This window comes from Pseudomonas sp. Pso3 (assembly GCF_055393275.1).
Genome location: NZ_AP043687.1, coordinates 3,084,190 through 3,104,920 on the forward strand (window position 1 = coordinate 3,084,190; position 20,731 = coordinate 3,104,920).

20 protein-coding genes and 1 tRNA gene are annotated in these 20,731 nt (G+C 67.3%); 12 read left to right on the plus strand and 9 right to left on the minus strand.

Going from position 1 to position 20,731, the window contains the following annotated elements:
- Positions 1 to 56 precede the first annotated feature (56 nt).
- Positions 57 to 938 (minus strand): polyprenyl synthetase family protein, encoded by an 882-nt coding sequence (locus ACZ5R1_RS14580; protein WP_077173219.1) that lies wholly within the window; start codon positions 936 to 938, stop codon positions 57 to 59.
- 135 nt (positions 939 to 1,073) lie between these two features.
- On the opposite strand from ACZ5R1_RS14580, the gene fni reads away from it, so the two are divergent.
- From fni to ACZ5R1_RS14610, 6 genes are all read left to right on the plus strand, one after another.
- Positions 1,074 to 2,123, plus strand: a complete 1,050-nt coding sequence (fni, locus tag ACZ5R1_RS14585) for a type 2 isopentenyl-diphosphate Delta-isomerase (protein ID WP_464712444.1) — start codon at positions 1,074 to 1,076, stop codon at positions 2,121 to 2,123.
- The gene (locus tag ACZ5R1_RS14590) at positions 2,123 to 3,418 is read left to right on the plus strand and encodes a nucleotide disphospho-sugar-binding domain-containing protein (protein ID WP_464712445.1); all 1,296 of its coding nucleotides are present in this window, start codon (positions 2,123 to 2,125) and stop codon (positions 3,416 to 3,418) included. The genes fni and ACZ5R1_RS14590 overlap by 1 nt, the downstream gene beginning before the upstream one ends.
- The gene (gene crtY, locus ACZ5R1_RS14595; protein ID WP_464712446.1) at positions 3,381 to 4,574 is read left to right on the plus strand and encodes a lycopene beta-cyclase CrtY; all 1,194 of its coding nucleotides are present in this window, start codon (positions 3,381 to 3,383) and stop codon (positions 4,572 to 4,574) included. Before ACZ5R1_RS14590 ends, crtY begins: the two co-directional genes overlap by 38 nt.
- Complete coding sequence (locus tag ACZ5R1_RS14600) at positions 4,571 to 6,067, plus strand: phytoene desaturase (protein ID WP_007162874.1); 1,497 nt, start codon at positions 4,571 to 4,573, stop codon at positions 6,065 to 6,067. Before crtY ends, ACZ5R1_RS14600 begins: the two co-directional genes overlap by 4 nt.
- Before the next feature lie 2 nt (positions 6,068 to 6,069).
- Positions 6,070 to 7,005, plus strand: coding sequence for a phytoene/squalene synthase family protein (locus ACZ5R1_RS14605; RefSeq protein WP_464712447.1), 936 nt, complete (start codon positions 6,070 to 6,072; stop codon positions 7,003 to 7,005).
- 172 nt (positions 7,006 to 7,177) lie between these two features.
- Positions 7,178 to 7,711, plus strand: a complete 534-nt coding sequence (locus ACZ5R1_RS14610) for a gluconate 2-dehydrogenase subunit 3 family protein (protein WP_007162872.1) — start codon at positions 7,178 to 7,180, stop codon at positions 7,709 to 7,711.
- A 40-nt stretch (positions 7,712 to 7,751) separates the two neighbouring features.
- Here the strand turns inward: ACZ5R1_RS14610 and ACZ5R1_RS14615 are convergent, their stop codons facing one another.
- The 5 genes from ACZ5R1_RS14615 to ACZ5R1_RS14635 form a co-directional block, all read right to left on the minus strand.
- Positions 7,752 to 8,231, minus strand: coding sequence for a sterol desaturase family protein (locus ACZ5R1_RS14615; RefSeq protein ID WP_042135559.1), 480 nt, complete (start codon positions 8,229 to 8,231; stop codon positions 7,752 to 7,754).
- A gap of 70 nt (positions 8,232 to 8,301) precedes the next feature.
- Positions 8,302 to 9,246: a lipid kinase YegS gene (gene yegS / locus ACZ5R1_RS14620; protein ID WP_007162870.1), complete on the minus strand. Its 945-nt coding sequence runs from the start codon at positions 9,244 to 9,246 to the stop codon at positions 8,302 to 8,304.
- 126 nt (positions 9,247 to 9,372) lie between these two features.
- Complete coding sequence (locus ACZ5R1_RS14625) at positions 9,373 to 10,569, minus strand: molybdopterin molybdotransferase MoeA (RefSeq protein ID WP_464712448.1); 1,197 nt, start codon at positions 10,567 to 10,569, stop codon at positions 9,373 to 9,375.
- Positions 10,566 to 11,105: a molybdenum cofactor biosynthesis protein B gene (gene moaB / locus ACZ5R1_RS14630; RefSeq protein WP_150338424.1), complete on the minus strand. Its 540-nt coding sequence runs from the start codon at positions 11,103 to 11,105 to the stop codon at positions 10,566 to 10,568. Before moaB ends, ACZ5R1_RS14625 begins: the two co-directional genes overlap by 4 nt.
- Before the next feature lie 218 nt (positions 11,106 to 11,323).
- Complete coding sequence (locus ACZ5R1_RS14635; RefSeq protein ID WP_074584675.1) at positions 11,324 to 11,815, minus strand: hypothetical protein; 492 nt, start codon at positions 11,813 to 11,815, stop codon at positions 11,324 to 11,326.
- Between the two features lie 205 nt (positions 11,816 to 12,020).
- On the opposite strand from ACZ5R1_RS14635, the gene mobA reads away from it, so the two are divergent.
- From mobA to ACZ5R1_RS14650, 3 genes are all read left to right on the plus strand, one after another.
- The gene (gene mobA / locus ACZ5R1_RS14640) at positions 12,021 to 12,596 is read left to right on the plus strand and encodes a molybdenum cofactor guanylyltransferase MobA (protein ID WP_464712449.1); all 576 of its coding nucleotides are present in this window, start codon (positions 12,021 to 12,023) and stop codon (positions 12,594 to 12,596) included.
- A 109-nt stretch (positions 12,597 to 12,705) separates the two neighbouring features.
- The gene (locus ACZ5R1_RS14645; protein WP_007162865.1) at positions 12,706 to 12,927 is read left to right on the plus strand and encodes a YgdI/YgdR family lipoprotein; all 222 of its coding nucleotides are present in this window, start codon (positions 12,706 to 12,708) and stop codon (positions 12,925 to 12,927) included.
- A 76-nt stretch (positions 12,928 to 13,003) separates the two neighbouring features.
- Positions 13,004 to 13,080, plus strand: a tRNA-Pro gene (locus tag ACZ5R1_RS14650).
- Between the two features lie 100 nt (positions 13,081 to 13,180).
- Here ACZ5R1_RS14650 and ACZ5R1_RS14655 read toward each other — a convergent pair.
- The 3 genes from ACZ5R1_RS14655 to ACZ5R1_RS14665 form a co-directional block, all read right to left on the minus strand.
- Positions 13,181 to 13,801, minus strand: a complete 621-nt coding sequence (locus tag ACZ5R1_RS14655) for a LysE family translocator (protein ID WP_145249288.1) — start codon at positions 13,799 to 13,801, stop codon at positions 13,181 to 13,183.
- Between the two features lie 109 nt (positions 13,802 to 13,910).
- A complete protein-coding gene (locus tag ACZ5R1_RS14660; RefSeq protein ID WP_108581912.1) occupies positions 13,911 to 14,399 on the minus strand; it encodes a hypothetical protein in 489 nt (162 codons plus the stop codon).
- A 214-nt stretch (positions 14,400 to 14,613) separates the two neighbouring features.
- A complete protein-coding gene (locus ACZ5R1_RS14665; RefSeq protein WP_052504098.1) occupies positions 14,614 to 15,000 on the minus strand; it encodes a response regulator in 387 nt (128 codons plus the stop codon).
- Positions 15,001 to 15,235: 235 nt separating this feature from the next.
- Here ACZ5R1_RS14665 and ACZ5R1_RS14670 point away from each other — a divergent pair, with 235 nt between their 5' ends.
- The 3 genes from ACZ5R1_RS14670 (at position 15,236) to ACZ5R1_RS14680 (ending at position 20,696) form a co-directional block, all read left to right on the plus strand.
- Positions 15,236 to 16,849 (plus strand): histidine kinase famiy protein, encoded by a 1,614-nt coding sequence (locus ACZ5R1_RS14670; protein ID WP_464712450.1) that lies wholly within the window; start codon positions 15,236 to 15,238, stop codon positions 16,847 to 16,849.
- 254 nt (positions 16,850 to 17,103) lie between these two features.
- Positions 17,104 to 18,597 carry an ATPase domain-containing protein gene (locus ACZ5R1_RS14675; protein ID WP_464712451.1) on the plus strand — a complete coding sequence of 498 codons (1,494 nt, stop codon included), beginning with the start codon at positions 17,104 to 17,106 and terminating at the stop codon, positions 18,595 to 18,597.
- The gene (locus ACZ5R1_RS14680; RefSeq protein ID WP_464712452.1) at positions 18,594 to 20,696 is read left to right on the plus strand and encodes an ATP-binding protein; all 2,103 of its coding nucleotides are present in this window, start codon (positions 18,594 to 18,596) and stop codon (positions 20,694 to 20,696) included. Before ACZ5R1_RS14675 ends, ACZ5R1_RS14680 begins: the two co-directional genes overlap by 4 nt.
- The last annotated feature ends 35 nt before the right edge of the window (positions 20,697 to 20,731 follow it).

Genomic DNA, 20,731 nt, shown 5'->3' on the forward strand with positions numbered 1-20,731 from the left:
TCAGGGGGAAAAAAGGCTATCGAGAGATTAGAGGGCCGGATCCCCAGTAATTCGCCCTAACGCGGACGAAAGACGATATCCAGCAGGCCGGCCAGGGCGCCGTCGGCGCAACCAGCCTGGGCCAGAGCCTCGCGGGCCTGCTTGAGGTGACCGTGCAACTGGCGTTGCGCATGGTCGCGGCCGAGCAGGCTGACCAGGGTGGACTTGTCGCCATCCTTGCCGGCGTCCTTGCCCAGGCCCTTGCCGTCGTCCAGATCATCGAGCAACTGGAAGGCCAGGCCGAGCTGGCAGGCGAAGACGTGGAAGGCCTCGCGCTGCACGGCGGTGGTGACCAGGGTGGCACCGGCCATGGCCATGGCCGCGGAGAACAGCGCGCCGGTCTTGAGCTGGTTGGTCAGGGCGATGGCATCGGCCGGCCGTGCCTGGCGGCCGCCGTGCAGGTCATGGTACTGGCCGCAGACCAGCCCGGCGGTGCCGACCGCATCGGCCAGTTGGCAGACCATCTGGGTGCGGGTTTCCGCTGGTACCCCGGCGAGGCCCGCGACCAGGCGCAGGGCGTGGCTGAGCAGGGCCACCGCAGCCAGCATGGCGACGTCCTCGCCGAACTCGACGTGCAGGGTCGGCCGCCCGCGGCGCAGGCGGGCGTCGTCCATGCAGGGCATGTCGTCGAGGAACAGCGAGGCGGCGTGCACCATCTCCACGGCGCAGCCAAGATCGAGGACGGCCTCGTCTCCCTGACCCAGGTCCTCGGCGGCCAGCACCATCAGCAGCGGACGCAGCCGCTTGCCGGGTGCCAGCACACCACTGCGAATCGCTTCGGCGACCGGATCGCTGCCGGCCGGTAACAGCTCTGCCAGACGCTCGTCGATACGGGTACGCTGCCATTGCAGCGCAGCGGCAAAATTGTCTGTCGCGTTCGGCACTAATACGGTCGCCATGAGTCGAGATACTCCATATGTGGAACCGACGAACGGTCGCACCTTGGTGGATTAGGTCTTCGCAAAGCGAACCCGTCGTCCCCTACCAGACCACAACGACCGACGAAAGGTCATTCAGGGCGGACTCTAGAAGACATGGTGGATTGGGAACTGGCAAGCCGCAAGAACGATCATCTGGACATCGTGCTGGATCCCCACAAGGCCCGCAGCGCCGTTACTACGGGCTTCGACGCCTACCGCTTCACGCATTGCGCCCTGCCCGAGCTGAACCTCGACGAGATCGACCTCGGCACCCGCCTGTTCGAGCGTCCCCTGGCCGCGCCGCTGCTGATCAGCTCCATGACCGGCGGCCCAGAGCGGGCCGCGCTGATCAATCGCCATCTCGCCGAAGCGGCCCAGACCCTGGGCATCGCCCTGGCAGTCGGGTCCCAACGCATCGCCCTGCAGCAGGGTGGCGACCAGGGCCTCACCGGCGAATTGCGCCGTCTGGCGCCGGACGTGCCGCTGCTGGCCAACTTCGGCGCGGCGCAGCTGGTGGCGGGCTATGGCCTTGATGAAGCCCGCCGCGCGGTGGAGATGATCGAGGCGGACGCCCTGATCGTGCATCTCAACCCCCTGCAGGAAGCCGTGCAAGCCGGTGGCGATCGCCGCTGGCACGGCATTCTTCTCGCTCTGGAAAATCTGGTTACACAACTGGCCGTGCCGGTCGTCGTCAAGGAAGTCGGCGCCGGGTTGTCGGGCCGAGTCGCCAAGCAATTGGTGGAAGCTGGCGTGGCGGTACTCGATGTCGCCGGCGCCGGAGGCACCAGCTGGGCGGCGGTGGAAGCCGAACGGGCCCGTGACGACCAGCAGCGCGCCGTTGCCCGCGCCTTTGCCGACTGGGGCATCCCCACCGCCGAGAGCTTGCGCCAGGTGCGCGCTGCATGCCCCCAGGCGACGGTGATCGCCTCCGGTGGCATCCGCGATGGCATCGACGTGGCCAAGGCCATTCGCCTCGGCGCGGACCTGGCCGGTCAGGCTGCCGCGGCCCTGCCCGGCGCCACCGAATCCACCGAGGCGGTGATCGCGCATTTCCAGGTGGTGATCGAACAGCTGCGCATCGCCTGCTTCTGCACTGGCTCGGCCAATCTGGCCGGCTTGCGCCAGGCCGAGCTGCTAGACGCCGCGCTGCTGCGGTGCCCATAGTGGCCGACACCCGACCGGACGCCGCCATGCATGTCGCCCTGATCTCGCCGCCGCTGCCGAGCCACCTGTCCACCCATCTGGTGCTGGGCGAGGCGCTGGTCGCGCTCGGCCACCGGGTCACCCTGCTGCACCAGGTGGAGGTGGGCGACCGGGCGCTGCCGGCGGACATCGAGTTCGAGGCGATAGGCGCGACCAGTCATCCGCGCGGCAGCCTGGCGCCGCTGCTGGCCCGTACCGCCAGCAGCAAGCCCTGGTCGGTATTCGGCGTGATCGCCGACATGGCGCGCAATACCGAACTGTTCTGCCGCGAAGGCCCTGCCGCCCTGCGTGACCTCGAGGTCGACTGCCTGATCGCCGACCAGATGGAACCGGCCGGCGGACTCCTCGGCGACCACCTGGGCCTGCCCTATGCATCCCTGGCCTGCGCCGTGCCGATGAATCGCGAGCCCCATCTGCCCCTGCCCACCCTGCCCTTCGCCTACCCCGCCAGCGAGCGGGAGCGGCAGATCGTCCAGGGCGCCACCCAGGTGTTCGACCTGATGATGCGCGGCCAGGGCAAGGTCATCCAGCGCCATGCCCAGGCCTTCGGCCTTGGCGACCGCCGGACCCTCGACGATTGCTTTTCGCCCTATCTGCAGCTGAGCCAGTGCCTGCCGGGCTTCGACTTTCCGCGTCGTGCCCCGCCACCGCATTTCCACGAGGTCGGGCCGCTGCGCTCGCCGGCGGTGCGCGAGCAACGGCTGGCGCTGGAGATCGATCCGCGCCGGCCCTTCGTCTTCGCCTCCTTCGGCACCCTCCAGGGTGGCCGTCTGCCCCTGTTCCGCCGCATCGCCCAGGCCTGTCGCCACCTGGGCGTCCAGGTGCTGATCGCCCACTGCGGGCGTCTGGATGCCAGCGGCGAACGCCGCCTGCTCGACGACGGCGCCACCTGGGTCACCGACTTCGCGCCCCAGGAAGCGGCCATTGCCCGCGCCGATGCGGTCATCACCCACGGCGGCTTCAATACCGTGCTGGACGCCCTGGCGGCCGGCAAGCCCATGCTCGCCCTGCCCATGGTGTTCGACCAGCCGGGCATCGCCCGGCGCCTGGAGCGGGTCGGCGCCGGCATCTGCCTGGCACCGCGGCTGGCCAGCAAGGACCGCCTGACCCAGGCCCTGGGCGCCGTGCTGGCCGACCCCAGCTATCGCCAGGCGGCCGAACGCTTCGTGCCCATCGCCAGAGCGGCAGGCGGCGTCGCCACGGCCGCTCGCCTGGTGGATGACCTGGCCCGCCGAGGACTCGAACGTGCGTCCTGACCTGCTGATCGTCGGCGGCGGCCTGGCCGGCGGCCTGCTCGCCCTGCGCCTGACCGAAACGCGTCCGGAGCTGGACTGGCGCCTGGTGGAAGCCGGTCCGCGCCTGGGCGGCAACCACACCTGGTCCTTCCACGAGCCGGACCTCACCGCGCCGCAGCATGCCTGGATCGATCCGCTGGTCGCCCATCGCTGGCCGGGCTACGAGGTGCGTTTCCCCCAGCGCCAGCGGCAACTCGGTAGCGGCTACGCCAGCATCAGCGCCGAACGCTTCCATGAGGTATTGAGCGCGCGCCTGCCCGCCGAGCGCCTGCTGCTGGGGCGCCAGGTGCTGCGCCTGCAGGACGACGGCGTGGTCTTCGCCGATGGCTACACCCTGGCCGCCGGCGCGGTGATCGACGCCCGCGGACCGCGGCCCGATCCGGCGCTCTGGCTCGGCTATCAGAAATTTCTCGGTCAGGAGGTGCGTCTCACGCGGCCCCATGGCCTGGCCGAACCCATCGTGATGGACGCCACCGTCGATCAGCTGGACGGCTATCGCTTCGTCTACAGCCTGCCACTGGCCCCCGATCGGCTGCTGATCGAGGACACCTACTACGCCGATGGCGAGAGCCTGCCGGTCGAGCGCCTGCGCCAGCACCTGGCCGACTATGCCGGGCAGCAGGGCTGGGAGATCGCCGAGGTACTGCGCGAGGAACAGGGCGTGCTGCCCATCACCCTGGGCGGCGATCTCGACCGCTACTGGGACAACGTCACCGCCGGCGCCCCCATTGGCCTGGCCGCCGGGCTGTTCCACCCCACCACCGGCTATTCGCTGCCCGAAGCGGTGCGCCTGGCGCAGCACCTGGCCGCCCAGCCCTTCACCTCCAGCGCCGTGCTGCGCGACAGCCTGCGCCAGTACGCCCAGGGCCGCTGGCAGGGCCAGGGCTTCTTCCGCCTGCTCAATCGCATGCTCTTTCTCGCCGGCCGCCCCGAGCACCGGGTGCGCGTCATGCAAAGGTTCTACGGCCTCGGAGAACCGCTGATCCAGCGCTTCTACGCCGGCCGCCTCACCGCCTTCGATCGGCTGCGCATCCTGTCTGGCAAACCGCCGGTGCCGCTGAAACCGGCCCTGGATGCCGCGCTGGCTCGTCCTCCTCAGTTCAAGGAAGCACCATGACCCAAGGTAACGCGCCCAAGCGGGCCATCGTCATCGGCGCCGGCTTTGGCGGTATCGCCCTGGCGATCCGTCTGCAGTCGGCCGGCATCGCCACCACCCTCATCGAGGGCCGCGACAAGCCCGGCGGCCGTGCCTACGTCTACGAGGACGCGGGCTTCACCTTCGACGCCGGTCCGACCGTCATCACCGATCCCTCGGCCCTAGAGGAGCTGTTCACCCTCAGCGGTCGGCAGATGCGCGACTATGTGGAGCTGCTGCCGGTCAGCCCCTTCTACCAGCTGTGCTGGGAAGACGGCACCCGCTTCGACTACGTCAACGACCAGGCCCGGCTGGACGAGCAGATCCGCGCCCTGGAACCGGACGACGTCGCCGGCTACCAGCGCTTCCTGGCCTATTCCCAGGCGGTATTCGAAGAAGGCTACATCCGCCTCGGCGCCAAGCCCTTCCTCAAGGTCGGCGACATGCTCGCCGCCGGTCCCAAGCTGGCCCAGCTCAGCGCCTGGCGCAGCGTCTACACCCAGGTGTCGCGCTTCGTGAAGAGCGAGAAGCTGCGCCAGACGCTGTCTTTCCATACCCTGCTGGTGGGCGGCAACCCCTTCGCCACCTCCTCGATCTATGCGCTGATCCATGCGCTGGAACGCAAGTGGGGCGTCTGGTTCGCCAAGGGCGGTACCCACCAGCTGGTGCTCGGCCTGCTGAAGCTCTTTACCGACCTTGGCGGCGAGGTACGGCTGAACGCGCCGGTGGAACGCATCCTCACCGAAGGCAATCGCGCCACCGGCGTTTGCCTGGCCGACGGCAGCCAGCTCGCGGCCGATCTGGTGGCCTCCAACGCCGACGTGGTGCACACCTATCGCAAGCTGCTTGGCCACCACACCCATGGCGTGGTCGAGGGCAATCGCCTCAAGCGCAAGAGACACAGCATGTCGCTGTTCGTCATCCATTTCGGCCTGAGCCAGCCGCCGGTGGGTCTCGAACACCACATGGTCTGCTTCGGCCAGCGCTATCGCGGCCTGATCGACGAACTGTTCAAGGGCCCGGGCGTGCCGGACGACTTCTCGCTCTACCTGCACTCGCCCTGCGTCACCGATCCGTCGCTGGCACCGCCCGGCCACAGTTCCCACTACGTGCTGGCGCCGGTGCCGCACCTGGGCAATGCCGACGTCGACTGGAGCGTGGAAGGCCCGCTCCTGAGAGACAAGATCTTCGCCTACCTGGAAGAGCGCTACATGCCTGGCCTGAGGGCCAACCTGGTCACCTCGCGCATCTTCACCCCGGCCGATTTCCGCCAGGAGCTCAATGCCCATGTCGGCTCGGCCTTTTCCTTGGAGCCCATCCTCACCCAGAGCGCCTGGTTCCGGCCGCACAATCGCGATAGTGTCATTCCCAACCTCTACCTGGTCGGCGCGGGCACCCATCCCGGGGCCGGCGTTCCGGGCGTGGTCGGCTCAGCCAAGGCCACCGCCAGCGTCATCCTCGAGGAGCACGGTTAGCCATGCCAGCCACCCCTGACGTCGTCGACCACGCCGAGCAGAGCATTGCCGTCGGTTCCAAGAGCTTTGCCGCGGCCGCCAAGCTGTTCGCCCCCGAAACCCGCGAGAGCGCCGTGCTGCTCTATGCCTGGTGTCGCCACTGCGACGACGTCATCGATGGCCAGGAACTGGGCCATGGCCAGGTCGACGGCGATCGCCGCGCCGGGGGGGAACGCCTGGCCGAGCTGGAACGCCTGACCCGCGCCGCCTACGGCGAGGAGCCGCTGCAGGATCCGGCCTTCGCCGCCTTCCAGCGCGTGGTCAGGCGCCACGGCATTCCCCTTGCGCTGCCGCTGGATCACCTGGCCGGCTTTCGCATGGACGTCGAGGAGCGCGTCTATGTGGAACTGGAAGACACCCTGGAGTACTGCTATCACGTCGCCGGGGTGGTCGGGGTGATGATGGCGCGCATCATGGGCGCCGAAGACGAGGAGACCCTGGATCGTGCCTGCGACCTGGGCATGGCCTTCCAGCTCACCAACATCGCCCGCGACATCGTCGAGGACGCCCGCATCGGCCGCGTCTATCTGCCGCGGCTATGGCTCGACGAACTCGGGGTGCCGGCGGACGAACTGGCCGCGCCGCGCCATCGCGAAGCCGTCGCCCAGCTGGCCGAGCGTCTGGTGCGCCTGGCCGAGCCCTACTACGACTCGGCACGCCAGGGCCTGGCCGCCCTGCCCCTGCGTTCGGCCTGGGCCATCGCCACCGCCCGCGGCGTCTATCGCGAGATCGGCGTGCAGGTGCTGCACCTGGGCGCCCAGGCCTGGGATCAGCGGGTCAGCACCAGCACCGCCGACAAGCTGCGCCTGGTCTGCCGCGGCGCCGCCCGCGCCATGCTGTCCCGCCACCAGCGCGACGAGCCACGCGCGAGCGAGCTCTGGACCCGGCCGCGGCGCTGACGCCCGCGATCGCGCTTCGGTCACATTTGTGCGCATCTTGGGGCTGCCCACCTGCAAACTTTTATGCGATAAACGGGTCGGATTAAAGCGACCCCTGGTGGGCCGCGGATGGATGGATGCCTGAGCCAGAGCGCTGCATCCGGTAGTCAGCCTACGAGTATGGGATTTGCACATGCACAAGACGGAAACGGCTGTTTCACACGATCGCTTCGCTGCCTCCTCGTCACTACTTGCCCTTGGCCTTTCCGCTAACGCGCAGTCCGGTTACAAGCCCGAATTCTTCAACGCCACCCAGTGGCGCACCCTGGTCGCCCTTTGCGCTCACCTGCAGGCCGACAGCGAGCAGGCCGATGCCCGGCTGCCCGAGTTCATCGATCGCCACATGCTGACCCCCTACGCCCATGGCGACCGCTCCAACATCGTCGATCCCTTCGACGAGCAGGCGCAGGTCCAGCAGGGCGCCAACCTGCGCGATCTGCTGCGTGATGGTCTGGCCGTGGTGGACAGCTATTGCACCGAGCGTCTGGGTGCCGGTTTCGCCGAACTGGCGGCCGGTGAACAAGCCCAGGTGGTCACCGCCGCCGAAGCGGGTACCCTGAATCCGCCGGCCAAGGAATTCATCGATCTGCTGCGCAACGAAAGCGAACGCAGTCAGTACGCCCACTCCCTGTTCGCCGCCTACGACGACACTCCCGCCGTCGCCTGACCCCGATTAGCGCCTCCTCGGAGGCGCTCCCCTCTCCCGCCTAATCCGCACCTTCCTGCACCTGATCCCGCGCCTTGCGCTCGCGCGAGGAATCCAGAGCGCCGCCGTGTATCTCGCGCAGCTGCTGCTTGAGTTGCTGGGTGGTGGGCGCCAACAGGAAACCGAAGGACACGCAGCCGTCCTTGCCGTCCACCGCATGATGCATGCGATGCGCCTGATAGAGCCGCTTCAGATAGCCGCTGCGCGGGATGTAGCGGAACGGCCAGCGCTGATGCACCAGGCCGTCGTGGGCGATGAAGTACAGCAGGCCATAGAGGGTCATGCCGGCGCCGATCCACTGCAGGCGCCAGTAGCCGGCATTGCCCAGGGCGATCAGCAGGATCGCGAGGCCGGCGAAGACCACCGCATAGAGATCGTTCTTCTCGAACCAGCCGGTACGCGGGCGGTGGTGGGATTCATGCCAGCCCCACCCCCAGCCATGCATGATGTACTTGTGCGACCACCAGGCGAAGGCCTCCATACCGGCCACGGTGGCCAGCACGATTCCCGCATTGATCAGTAGCTCCAACGTTACCTCCGCAGGCGCCTGCTCAGGACGTCGCCGCCGGCTCGGCCAGGGTGCCGGCGGTCTCGCCCAGCAGGGGCGAATCCACCGGTAGACAGACCTGCAGGATACCCGGACGCACCTCGAATCTCACCCGGTCTCGTTTGACCGGTTCACCATCGAGGTTCATGTCCAGGCCTTCGGCGGCTTCCAGCTCCACCCAGGGCAGCCGCGCGCGGATAAACATCTCTTCGGTGCTGAAGCCCTTGCTGAGGAATTCGCCCAGGGTGCCGAGTACGTCCTGCGACGCCGGCAGGATACCCACGTCGAGCAGACCATCGTTGACCACGGCGGTGGGACAGAGCACATGACCACCGCCGGCCTGGCGACCGTTGCCGATGCCCAGGGCGAGGAATTCGCCTTCCCATTCGAAACCGGGACCGCGGAAGCGGCCATGGGCCGAATGCACCTCGGCGAAGCGGGTCAGGCCGGTGAGGAAGTAGGCCGCGCCACCCAGCAGGCGCTTGAGCTCGCCCGGGGTGTTGGCGGTGACCTGGGAGCCGAAGCCGCCGGTGGCCATGTTGAGGAACAGCTGCCCCTCCGCCTCGACCAGGTCGATGGCGCTGGTCGGACCGTCCAGCAGGGCCAGGGCCGCGGCAGGCTCCACCGGCACACCCGCCGCGCGGGCGAAATCGTTGGCGGTCCCCAGGGGCAGCAGGCCGAGACGGGCCTGGCTGTGGTTCTGCGCCATGGCCTCGGCCACCGCCCGCAGGGTGCCGTCGCCGCCGGCCGCGACCAGGGTACCGTAGCCTTCGCGGGTCGCCTGCTCGACGAAGCGCGCGGCATCGTCTTCTTCCCAGGTCACCCGCACATCGATGCGATGACCAGCGGCACGCCGTTCGAGAATGGCCTCCCGAACGTCCTCGTTACCGGTTTCCTTGCCATTGAGAATGACCAGGGCTGCGTCAGCCAGGGTGCCTGTCGTCGTCATGTCTGTCGTCCAAGGTTGGCGCTGCGCGGCGAGATGCCGCGTCAGGTACCGGGCAGCGCCCGGCGAGCGAATCTGGAGACTAGGACTGTGGCCCAACGGCCACGTTCAGTCCTGACCGCCGGTTGGCTAGGCCTTGAGCAATTCCGCGAGTGGAATGAAGCGCACCGGGTCACCCAGGGCGAAGGTGCGGTCCTCGCGGATCTCCACCACGCCATGGGCCCAGGCCGCCGTCTGCAGCACATTGGAGCCCTGGTTGCGGTGGGGTACCGCCCGGCCATTCTCCAGGCGCGCCCGCTGGTATTCGCGGCGGGCACCGGCACGCGGCCAGTCGAAACCGGCCGGCACCTCGACGCTCAGCGGGGCCACGTCGATCTTGCCGGCCCGCCGCAGCAGATAGGGCCGCGCCAGCAGACCGAAGGTCACCAGGGTCGAGGCGGGATTGCCCGGCAGGCCGATCAGCGGGATCCCGCGGAAGCGCCCACAGGTCAGCGGCTTGCCCGGCTTGAGCGCCAGCTTCCACAGGGTCAGCTCGCCCTCCTCGCGCAGGGCCTGACCCAGGTAGTCGGCTTCGCCCACCGAGACACCGCCGGTGGAAAGGATCAGATCGGCCTGCAGCGCGCCCAGCCGCCGGCGGGTCTCGGCGAGATCGTCGGGCAGGATGCCCTGGTCCGACACCTCGCAGCCCAGCCGCCGCAGCCAACTGATCAGCAGGGCACGATTGCTGTTGTAGATCTGCCCCGGCCCAAGCGGCTGGCCGGGCGCGACCAGTTCATCGCCGGTGGACAGCACCGCGACCCTGAGGCGCCGAAAGACATTCAGCTGGGCACGGCCGAGGGAGGCGGCGACGCCCAGCTCCGCAGGACCCAGGGCGGTGCCGGCCGACAGGACCTCGTCACCCACCTTGACCTCGTTGCCGCGGCGCCGGATGTTGCGGCCAAGCCGCAGTTGCTCGACGAAGCGCACCCGGCCATCGTCCAGCACCTCGGTGTTTTCCTGCATTTCCACGCAGTCGGCACCCGCCGGCACCGGCGCACCGGTAAAGATGCGGGCGCAGGTGCCCGGCTCCAGCGGCGCTGGTGCCTGGCCGGCGAAGATGCGCTGGGAGACCCGCAGCGGCTCGCCCTGCCAGTCGTCCAGGCGCAGGGCGTAGCCGTCCATGGCGCTGTTGTCCCAGGGCGGCAGATCCAGGTCGGCTACCAGGGGCGCGGCCAGGATGCGCCCGTCGGCCTCTTCCAGGGCGACCTGCTCCAGGGGCAAGGGACCGTCTTCGGCCGCCAGGGCCAGCAGTCGCGCCAGGGCCTCTTCCAGCGATAGCAGGCTCATCCGCGTGGCCCGCAGGGTTCGGCCTGCTTGAGGTGCGGCACGAAGTTGCAGGGGCGATGACGATTGTCCAGCTGCTCGGCGAGGATGCCGTCCCAGGCGGTGCGGCAGGCATTGGTCGAACCCGGCAGGCAGCAGACCAGGGTGCCGTTGGCCAGGCCGGCCAGGGCGCGGGACTGCACGGTGGAGGTGCCGATATCGGCCACGGAGATCTGGCGGAACAGTTCGCCGAAGCCATCCACCTGCTTGTCCAGCAGGCAGGTCACGGCTTCCGGGGTGCTGTCGCGACCGGTGAAGCCGGTGCCGCCGGTGATCAGCACCACCTGCACCTGGTCTTCGGCGATCCAGTGGGCGACCTGGGCGCGGATCCGGTAGAGGTCATCCTTGAGCAGCACGCGGTCGGCGAGGAAATGGCCGGCGGCCTCCAGGCGGTCGACGAACAGCTGACCCGAGGTGTCGGTCTCGAAGGTGCGGGTATCGCTGACCGTCAGGACGGCGATGTTCAGCGGTACGAAAACCGCCTCGGCTTTGTGGCTCATCTGCTTGGGTTTCCGAAGTGTGCGAAAGAAAGGGTGCAGCGGAAGACCGCCGGACGGGCCGCAGGTTTCCCGAAAGGGGGAGCGCCGGACTGGCAGCGGCCAGGAGATAGCCGCGCCGACTGTCGGCCAGGATCGCGGGGAAGGTCCGAGAAGGCTGCATCGTCACAGCCTAGAGGAAAAGCCGGCGCCCCTTCAACCGAGAGGGCGCCTGGCCACGCCTAGCGCTGGCGTTGTTCGCCTTCGGCATGGGTCTCCCATTTGATGGGGCGCGGATCGGCGATGTCGTTGACATCCTGGCTGAAGCGGCCGTACTGGGGCGCGATATTCGGGTCCTCCTCCCAGGTCGCCTGCTGGGTGAAGGTGCCGGCCTTCCGATCGAACTTGAGAAAATGCCGGGCCGTCTTGCCACCCCAGTCCGCGGACGGCAGGGAGATGAAATCCACCTGATACTGGTCGTCGGTCAGCTTGCCGTGCACCACGTAGACGCCGTAGTGCTCCTCGCCGGGCGAGATGATCTTGTAGACGCCGTTGCTGTAGTAATAGAGGGTGGCGTCGGGATAGGGCTTCTTCTCGTAGAGCTTTTCGTAGAACAGCTTCTGGCGGATGGTCGGCTGGCCAAAGGTGACCTTGACCGAGGGAGGTTCACCGCCGCCCGCGCCAAAGGCGGGCAAGGCGGCCAGGGCCAACGCAGGGAGCAACATCGTCTTCATCGTTTCCAAACTCCTTCTGGGCAGGGACTCCCCGCCAGCGCACGGCAGGGATCAAAGGTGTCTAGCACGCCCCTTTGCACGGGACGCGCCCGAGTCTAGCCCAGCCGTTTAGCCCGGACAAACCCTTGCTCCAGCCGACCGCCAGCGGCGAAACCGGGCTAGGATGAAAGCCCGCTCCCCACGTCCAAAAGCCGAGGTCCGCTGCATGTCCCTTCTGCCCGCTTCCATCCTGATCCTCGCCGGCGGTCGCGGCCAGCGCATGGGCGGACGCGACAAGGGACTGGTGGAATGGCGCGGCCAGCCCCTGGTGGCCCAGGTGCAGGCCGCGGTAAGGCCACTGACCGATGACCTGGTGATCTCGTGCAACCGCAATGCGCCGCGCTATGCCCAGTGGGCCGACCAGCTGGTGGCCGATGACCAACCGGACTATCCCGGCCCCCTGGCCGGCATCCTCGCCGGCCTCGCCGTGGCGCGGCATGACTGGGTGCTGCTGCTGCCCTGCGATGCACCGCGGATCGATACCGCCCTCGCCCTGCAACTGCTCACGGCGGCTCAGGCGAGCGCGGGCCCGGTGATGGCGCGCCAGAGTGGCTTCTGGCAACCGCTGTTCAGCGCCCTGCCCCGACGCCTGCTGCCGGCCCTGCGCCAGGCCTGGGCGGATGGCGAGCGCAGTCCGCGTGGCGCCCTGCTGCCCCTTGGCCTGACCGCGGTGGACTTCGCCGAAGACGATATCCGCCTGGCCAACTTCAACGATCCCGCGGCGCTGGAAAGCGCGGTCTGAACGCGGCGATCCACTAGGCCAGAGGGCGTGACCCACCGGTTCCCGGACGAACTCGGCCCTGCCCCCGCGGTCCTAAGCCCGCTTGGTTGCCAAGAAAGGAGACCGTCACATGAACAAGCACCTGCTCCCCGCCGCCTTGCTGGTCGCTGCCAGCGCCCTGCTCGCCGGCTGCTCCACGCCCAGCGTCATCACCCTCAACGATGGTCGCGAGATCCAGGCCACCGACACGCCGAAGTACGATGACGACTCGGGCTTCTATACCTTCAAGCAGCTCGACGGCAAGCCGACCCGCATCAACAAGGACCAGGTTCGCACCATCAAGGAGCTCTGATTCCAGCCCGGCGCGATTTTTTTACCTAACCCCTTGTGCTTGCATGAGTTTTAGGTAGAATGCGCGCCATCCATCACGGAGCGTAGCGCAGTTTGGTAGCGCGTCTCGTTCGGGACGAGAAGGTCGCTGGTTCGAATCCAGTCGCTCCGACCAATTTGATCCGCAAGGATCGCCCCAAGGCCCGCCTAGTGCGGGCTTTGTCGTTTCTGGGGTTTGGCCTTGGCGCCCCAAGGAGCGCCGCCCTACCCCCTCTCTACCGCCGACTCAACGCCAGCTTGGCGGCGAACAGCAGAAAGACCACGCCCGTCACCCGATCCAGCCAGCGAATCACCGCGGCCTTGCGCAGGGTCTCGCCCAGGGTGCGGGTGGCGCCGATCAGGGTCAGGGACCAGAGCAGGCCCAGCGCCACATGGATGGCGACCAGGCCGAAGGTCCAGGCGATCAGGGGTTGGCCCTGGGGGATGAACTGGGGCAGGAAGGACACGTAGAAGATGCCGACCTTGGGATTGAGCACGTTGCCGAGCATCCCCTTGAGGAACCAGTTGGAGTCTGAGCCGCCCTCGCCTGCCGCGGCGGCGATGGCGTTACGGGGGCGCAGCAGCAGGTTGAGGCCGAGCCAGCAAAGGTAGGCGGCGCCGCAGTATTTGAGCAGCGTATAAGCCAGTTCCGAGACCGCCAGCAGCGCACCCAGGCCGAAGGCCACGGCGGCGCCCCAGAGCAGGCAGCCGGCATTGATCCCCAGGGCCGCGCGCCAGGCCTGGGCGCGGCCTTCTACCGCAGCGGTGCGCAGGATCAGCGCGGTATCAAGACCCGGGGTGACGGTGAGCAGGGACGCGGCCAGGGTGAAGGCCAGCAGGTTGTCGGCGAGGGACATGGCGGGGCTCGTTTCGGCGAGAGAGGCTCGAAACGGTAGCACGGGGTCAGGACGACGATCAGCCTGCTCTTGAACTGCCCTGGCCGCCCGCAGGCGGCCAGGGCAAGGCTCAACCGGCGGCGCGGAAGGCGGGTTCCTGGTCGGCGATGTAGCGGGCAGCGGCGCGGCGGGCTTCCAGTTCGAAGGCCTGGGGATTGCGATCGACGATGCGCTCCAGGGTGCCGCGGGGAATGCCGTCAGCTTCGAAGTCGGTGCGGCACTGCAGGGCGCCGGCGTGGCAGACATTGCGCTCGACCGCCTCGATCAGACCACCGGCGCGCAGGGTCTTGACGATGTTATGGGGCAGACGGCGGCTGCGACGCAGGGCGGCGGTGGCCATGGCCAGGACGTCGAGGATCTCGTTTTCCACCGGGCTGAAGGGGCCGTTGCCGAGCTTGCCCTTCTGCATCAGGTAACGGCGCGAGAGCAGATTGCCCTGGCGTTCGAGGGCTTCTCGCGCGGCCAGGTCGAGGCGACCGCGGCTTTCCAGGCTGCGCTCCAGCGCAATGAGAAATTCCCAATCGGTGATCTGAGAAATCTGGGTGATGACTGCGTCCATGAAGCGCTCCTTGCCAGTCGGGAATAGATGGCACATTGATAGCGTTCAGCGCATTTGGTTCCCTGCAAAACCAGCATGCCGACGGACGTCATATCATTTGGCCAGTCACGACCGGTCGAGGCCGACGAGCGTGTCTATTCGGGGGACAAAAGGCAGGATGACAGGTGCGGGGAGGAAGCCACGGTCAAGCCGCTCTATTCCATGAAGCAGGACGCTAGCGACGCGGCAGCAGGCTCTCGACCAACTGGCTGAGGTCGGCCACGCTCCAGGGTTTGGGCAGGAAGGCGGCGCGCCGCGGCAGGACGGCGAGATCCTGGTCGATGTAGCCGGAAATGATGATGAAGGGCACCGTGGGCCAGCTCACCGCCGCGAGCTGGGCGAAGGCCAGACCGTCCAGCATGCCCGGCACGTTGACGTCGGCGATGACCATCTTGGTATCGCTGCCGCGGGTGTCCATATGAGCCATCGCTTCATCGCTGGAGGCGACTGCCACGACGTTCAGCCCCTGTTCGGTGAGGATTTCGGTCAGCAGCTCGCGCTGCCCCGGATCGTCTTCCAGAACCAGAATTTGTCTTTGTATTTCAAGGCTTCTCGGCTTCATGGCAGCTCAGACAGCGAAGGCGGGAGAGGTTCTCCCCGAACCTACCTAACGGTCACCTGAGGCAGGTGAGCGGTAGGCTGGCCAATTGCCTTCAAACCCGCGCCACGCCTGGCTTTCAGCCCTTAAAAGAACCATGCCAGACGGCCTCGTGAGGGGCGCGGATGAAGTTTTTTCGCCGCTTGGCTGTCTGAGGGCCAAGACGCCCATTTTTCGCCTGCGCAAGGACCCCGCCTCCGTGAGCCGACAGCCCCCCTCCCGCAAGGCGCGGGTCGACAATTCCGCTACCAGCGATGTTTCGCACGAGGGCAAGAACATCTTCTTCGCCGCCGTGGAAACCACGCGGATGCCGATGCTGGTGACCGATCCCAAGCAGCCGGACAACCCGATCATCTTCGCCAACAACGCCTTCACCGACATGACCGGCTACCGGGTGGACGAGTTGCTGGGGCGCAACTGCCGCTTCCTGCAGGGACCGGAGACGGATCGTTCGGTGGTCGGCCAGATTCGCGAGGCGGTGGAGCAGGAGCGCGAGATCTCGGTGGAGATCATCAACTACCGCAAGGACGGCTCGACCTTCTGGAATGCGCTGTTCGTCTCGCCGGTGTACAACGACGCGGGCGAGCTGACCTACTACTTCGCGTCCCAGCTGGATGTCAGCCGGCGGCGCGACGCCGAGGACGCCCTGCGCCAGGCGCAGAAGATGGAGGCGCTAGGCCAGCTCACCGGCGGCATCGCCCACGACTTCAACAATCTGCTGCAGGTGATGATGGGCTATATCGACATCATCCAGCGCACTGCGGAAAAGCCCAGCTTCGACCAGGAACGCATCGTGCGCAGCGCCACCCACGCCAAGTCGGCGGCGGAGCGCGCCAGTACCCTCACCCAGCAGCTGCTGGCCTTTTCCCGCAAGCAGAAGCTCGAAGGCCGGGTACTCAACCTCAACAACCTGATCCGCACCTCCCATGAACTGGCGGAGCGGACCCTGGGCGACGTGGAAATCCGCACCCAGCTGGACCCCGAGCTGTGGAATTGCCGCATCGATCCCACCCAGGCCGAGGTGGCGCTGCTCAATATCCTGATCAACGCCCGCGACGCCCTGGCGGATTGCCCGCAGCCCAGCGTGGGCATCGAGACGCGCAACGTCGAGGTGCGCGAGCTGGCGAACATGTCCTACGACGGCCTCATGCCCGGGCGCTATGTCAGCCTGGCGATCACCGACAACGGCCACGGCATGCCGGCCAGCATCCGCGATCGGGTGATGGATCCCTTCTTCACCACCAAGGAAGAAGGCAAGGGCTCGGGGCTCGGCCTGTCGATGGTCTATGGCTTCGCCAAGCAATCCGGCGGCACGGTGCGCATCTATTCGGAAGAAGACGTCGGCACCACCCTGCGCCTTTACTTTCCGGTGGATGACAGCCATGTCACCCAGCAACAGGCCGAGCAGCGCTCGGAGCGCCGCAGCGGTACCGAGCGCATCCTGGTGGTGGAAGACCGTCCGGACGTTGCGGAACTGGCCAAGCTGGTGCTGGAAGACTACGGCTACACCGCGCGGATCGCCTTCAATGCCAGCGAAGCCCTACGCCTGCTGCGCGAAGACGAGCAGCCGTTCGACCTGGTGTTCACCGACCTGATCATGCCGGGCGGCATGAATGGGGTGATGCTGGCGCGCGAGGTGAAACGCCTGCACCCGGCGATGAAGATACTGCTCACCACCGGCTACGCCGAGAATTCGCTAGAGCGCACCGACATCGGCGGTTCGGAATTCGATGTGATCTCCAAGCCCTACATCCCCAACGACCTGGCGCGCAAGATTCGCCGGGTGCTGGACGGACCCAACGGGATCGCCTGAGGGTGCGAGCGCTCTTACCCGCGCCGGGGCCGGGCCGTGTCGATGGGTCGGAGTGGCCTTGGACCAGCGACACGATTAGACTGACGATTAACGGGGCGCGGATCGCGCCCTCCGTTTTTTCCGCTGCATGGTTCCAACGCAGCTCCATCGCTCCCTTCACCTCAGCGTAACGCACGGCGCCCCTGCTCCAGCAGCCGTCTGCGCCGCATGTTTTCCGTGCTCTCCGTTTCCGACGCCGCGAGGTTTGGCCATCCATGAATTCTTCTAGCGCGTCCATTATCGCGACAGGCAATGCCGGCCTGGATCAGGTCCTGCGCGGCGGTCTACCCAAGGATCGGCTCTACCTGCTGGAGGGCACCCCAGGTTCGGGCAAGACGACCCTGGGCTTGCAGTTTCTCTTCGAAGGCGTCCGCCAGGGCGAGTCGGTGCTCTATATCACCCTGTCGGAGACCAGCGAAGAGCTGCGGTGCGTGGCCGAGTCCCACGGCTGGAGCCTGGACGGCGTGCACCTGTTCGAGCTGTCCGCCGCCGATGCCGTGCTCGGCGGTGCGCAGGAGCAGACCATCCTGCATCCCTGGGAGTCCGAACTGGGTGACACCATCGAGCTGATCCAGGCCCGCGTCGACGAACTCCAGCCGCGCCGCCTGGTGTTCGACAGCCTGTCGGAGATGCGCCTGCTGGCCCAGGATCCCTTGCGCTATCGCCGCCAGGTGCTCGCGCTCAAGCAATTCTTCGCCGGACGCGGCCTGACCGTGTTGCTGGTGGACGATCTGACCGCCAGTGGGGGCGAGCGCGACAATCATCTGCACAGCCTCTGCCACGGGGTGCTGACCCTGGAGCGCCTGACCCTGGACTTCGGCGCCGCCCGCCGGCGCCTGCAGATCCAGAAGTTGCGTGGCGTGGACTTCATCGCCGGCTATCACGACTTCGTCCTGCGCCGCGGCGGCCTGGAGATCTATCCGCGCATGATCGCCGCAGGGCGCTACCAGGATTTCGTGGGCCAGCCCGTGCCCAGCAACATCGCGGACATGGATGCGCTGCTGCATGGCGGCCCCCTGCGCGGCACCAGCACCCTGATCACCGGCCCGGCCGGTACCGGCAAGACCACCCTGGCCCTGCAATATGTCACCGCGGCCTGCGCGCGCGGCGAAAGGTGCGCCGTCTATGAATTCGACGAGCGTATCGGCACCCTGCTCAAGCGCGCGGAAAGCATGGGTATGCCGCTCCATCGCTATATCGACGAGGGTCTGCTGGTGGTCCACCAGATCGATCCGGCCGAACTGTCTCCCGGCGAATTCGCCTGGCGCGTACGGCGGGATGTCGATGAGAACGACTGCCGACTGCTGGTCATTGACAGCCTCAACGGCTACCTCGCCGCCATGCCCCAGGAGCAACACCTGATCCTGCAGATGCACGAGTTGCTTTCCTACCTGAGTCAGTCCGGGGTGGTGACCTTTCTCATCAATCCCCAGCACGGTCTGGTCGGGACGATGACCTCCAGCCTCGACATCTCCTACATCGCCGATACCGTGGTGCTGATCCGTTTCTTCGAGGCCCAGGGCCGACTGCGCAAGGCCATTTCCATCCTCAAGCACCGCGGTGGCGGCCACGAGGACGCGATTCGGGAATTGCGCATCGATACCCGGGGCATCCGGGTGGGTCAGCCCCTGGTGGACTTCCGCGGCGTGCTGACCGGCACCCCGGAGTACTTCGGTGCCAAGCAACCCCTGATGGAAGAGCGCGATTGACCGAGACCAAGACGTCTTCCTGCGAGCTGATCATCTGTGCCCCGCTCCGGGGCGATGCCGCCAGCCTGCAGCGACTCTTCACCCAGGGCTATCACACGCGCTACCTGTCCACGCTCAACGAGGTTGCAGCCGCGCTGGGCGACGAGACGGGCATCATCGTGTTTACCGAGGAGGCTCTGCGCCAGGAGCTGAACGCTCTGGCGCAGGCCTTGGAGCGCCAGCCAACCTGGTCGGACATCCCGCTGGTGCTGCTGGCTTCCGACTCCAAACGCTCGGGCCGCGGCAACGATCTCCTGCGTCGTCAGCTGCCCGCGGCCGCCACCAATCTGGTCATCCTGGAGCGGCCCCTGAGTGGGGCCTCCCTGCTGAGCAGCGTGGCCGCCGCCTGGCGGTCGCGACTGCGCCAGTTCGAGATGCGCGACCGTCTCGCCGAACTCGCCCAGGAGCGCGAACGCCTGCAGACGCTGCTGGAGAACCTGCCGGTGGGGGTGTGCTTCATGGATGCCCAGGGCCGCACCCTGGTCAGCAATCCCTTCTATGAGCAGTACGTGCCGGGTCAGCGCATTCCGTCCCAGCAACCGCAGGAAGTGGCACGCTGGACCGCGCTCGACAGCAATGGCCGGCTGCTGCCGCCCGAACGTTTCCCGGGCGCTCGGGCGCTGGGTGGCGAGCGGGTCAAGGGGCAGGACTTCTATCACACCAGTGCCACCGGCGAGGAATCCTGGCTGCGGGTGAGCGCGGTGCCGCTTCACGACGCCGGCCAGCAGATCATCGGTGCGACCACGGTGATCGCCGACATCAGCGAGGAGAAACGCGCGGAACTGGCCTTGCGCCGCTTCAACGAAGAACTGGAAGTCCAGGTCGAGGAGCGCACCCGTACCCTGGCGCTTACCCTCAGCGAATTGCAGCGGGAAACCGCCGAACGCAGTCGCGCCGAAGAGCAGCTGCGTCAGTCACTGAAGATGGAAGCGGTTGGCCAGCTCACCGGCGGCATCGCCCATGACTTCAACAACATGCTCACCGGGGTGCTGGGCGCCCTGGACCTGATGAAGATCAAGAACAAGGGGCAACTTGCCGGCCTGGAGCGCTACATGGAGGCGGCGCAGCACTCGGCGCATCGGGCGGCGGCGCTCACCCAGCGGTTGCTGGCCTTCTCGCGCCGGCAATCGCTGGAATCGCGCCCGATGTCGGCCAACGACCTGATCCTGGCGCTGCAGGATCTGCTGCAGGGCACCGTGAGCGAGCAGATCTCGGTGACGCTGGAACTGGACCCGGCGGCGCCCTGGATCCTGGCCGACGCCAATCAGCTGGAGAATGCCCTCCTCAACCTGGTGATCAATGCCCGCGATGCCATGCCGGATGGCGGCGTCGTCACCCTGACGACCTATCCGGTGACGGTCACCGAGCCGGCGGCCGAAGACGAGGCGCTGCCTCCAGGAGACTATGTCTGCATCGAGGTGCGGGACAGCGGAACCGGCATTCCGGAGCGCCTGCTGGACAAGGTGCTCGAGCCGTTCTTCACCACCAAGCCCCAGGGCCAGGGCACCGGTCTGGGGCTGTCGATGGTCTATGGCTTCGCCCGGCAGAGCAATGGCCGCCTGACCCTCGCCAGTGACGCCAGCGGAACCCGGGTGTGCGTCTATCTGCCCACGGCGGAACAGCGCCGCGCGCCGCAGCGCGCCGAGCCGGCGGAGCTCGTCCAGGGTGCCGGCCAGACCATCCTCCTGGTGGAAGACGATGATGCGGTACGGCTGGTCAATCAGGAGGCGCTGCAAGCCTTGGGCTATCGGGTCTGGAGCGCGGCCGAGGGCAAGGCCGCGCTGCGTCTGCTGGATCAGATCCCGCAGCTGGACCTGCTGGTGACCGACGTCGGTCTGCCGGGCCTCAATGGTCGCCAGCTGGCGGAGGTCATCCAGCAGCTCAGGCCGCGGCTGCCGGTGCTGTTCCTCACCGGCTACGCCGAGGGCGCACTCAGTAGGACCTCCTTCCTGGGTGGTAACATGGAGCTGATGACCAAGCCCTTCACCCTGGACCAGTTGGCCGCGCAGGTCGCCGCCATGCTGTCCGGGTCCGCCAATCGGGCCGTGGTGCCCTCCTGAGGTCGCCGCCGCCCCGCGACCTAGCCAAGGACCCC

What these genes read in the sequence shown, in the direction of transcription:
- ACZ5R1_RS14580 (WP_077173219.1), bottom strand. Translation starts at nt 938, where the DNA reads ATGGCGACCGTATTAGTGCCGAACGCGACAGACAATTTTGCCGCTGCG.
- fni (WP_464712444.1), top strand. Translation starts at nt 1,074, where the DNA reads ATGGTGGATTGGGAACTGGCAAGCCGCAAGAACGATCATCTGGACATC.
- crtY (WP_464712446.1), top strand. Translation starts at nt 3,381, where the DNA reads ATGACCTGGCCCGCCGAGGACTCGAACGTGCGTCCTGACCTGCTGATC.
- ACZ5R1_RS14600 (WP_007162874.1), top strand. Translation starts at nt 4,571, where the DNA reads ATGACCCAAGGTAACGCGCCCAAGCGGGCCATCGTCATCGGCGCCGGC.
- ACZ5R1_RS14605 (WP_464712447.1), top strand. Translation starts at nt 6,070, where the DNA reads ATGCCAGCCACCCCTGACGTCGTCGACCACGCCGAGCAGAGCATTGCC.
- ACZ5R1_RS14610 (WP_007162872.1), top strand. Translation starts at nt 7,178, where the DNA reads ATGCACAAGACGGAAACGGCTGTTTCACACGATCGCTTCGCTGCCTCC.
- ACZ5R1_RS14615 (WP_042135559.1), bottom strand. Translation starts at nt 8,231, where the DNA reads ATGGAGGCCTTCGCCTGGTGGTCGCACAAGTACATCATGCATGGCTGG.
- yegS (WP_007162870.1), bottom strand. Translation starts at nt 9,246, where the DNA reads ATGACGACGACAGGCACCCTGGCTGACGCAGCCCTGGTCATTCTCAAT.
- ACZ5R1_RS14625 (WP_464712448.1), bottom strand. Translation starts at nt 10,569, where the DNA reads ATGAGCCTGCTATCGCTGGAAGAGGCCCTGGCGCGACTGCTGGCCCTG.
- moaB (WP_150338424.1), bottom strand. Translation starts at nt 11,105, where the DNA reads ATGAGCCACAAAGCCGAGGCGGTTTTCGTACCGCTGAACATCGCCGTC.
- ACZ5R1_RS14635 (WP_074584675.1), bottom strand. Translation starts at nt 11,815, where the DNA reads ATGAAGACGATGTTGCTCCCTGCGTTGGCCCTGGCCGCCTTGCCCGCC.
- mobA (WP_464712449.1), top strand. Translation starts at nt 12,021, where the DNA reads ATGTCCCTTCTGCCCGCTTCCATCCTGATCCTCGCCGGCGGTCGCGGC.
- ACZ5R1_RS14645 (WP_007162865.1), top strand. Translation starts at nt 12,706, where the DNA reads ATGAACAAGCACCTGCTCCCCGCCGCCTTGCTGGTCGCTGCCAGCGCC.
- ACZ5R1_RS14655 (WP_145249288.1), bottom strand. Translation starts at nt 13,801, where the DNA reads ATGTCCCTCGCCGACAACCTGCTGGCCTTCACCCTGGCCGCGTCCCTG.
- ACZ5R1_RS14660 (WP_108581912.1), bottom strand. Translation starts at nt 14,399, where the DNA reads ATGGACGCAGTCATCACCCAGATTTCTCAGATCACCGATTGGGAATTT.
- ACZ5R1_RS14665 (WP_052504098.1), bottom strand. Translation starts at nt 15,000, where the DNA reads ATGAAGCCGAGAAGCCTTGAAATACAAAGACAAATTCTGGTTCTGGAA.
- ACZ5R1_RS14675 (WP_464712451.1), top strand. Translation starts at nt 17,104, where the DNA reads ATGAATTCTTCTAGCGCGTCCATTATCGCGACAGGCAATGCCGGCCTG.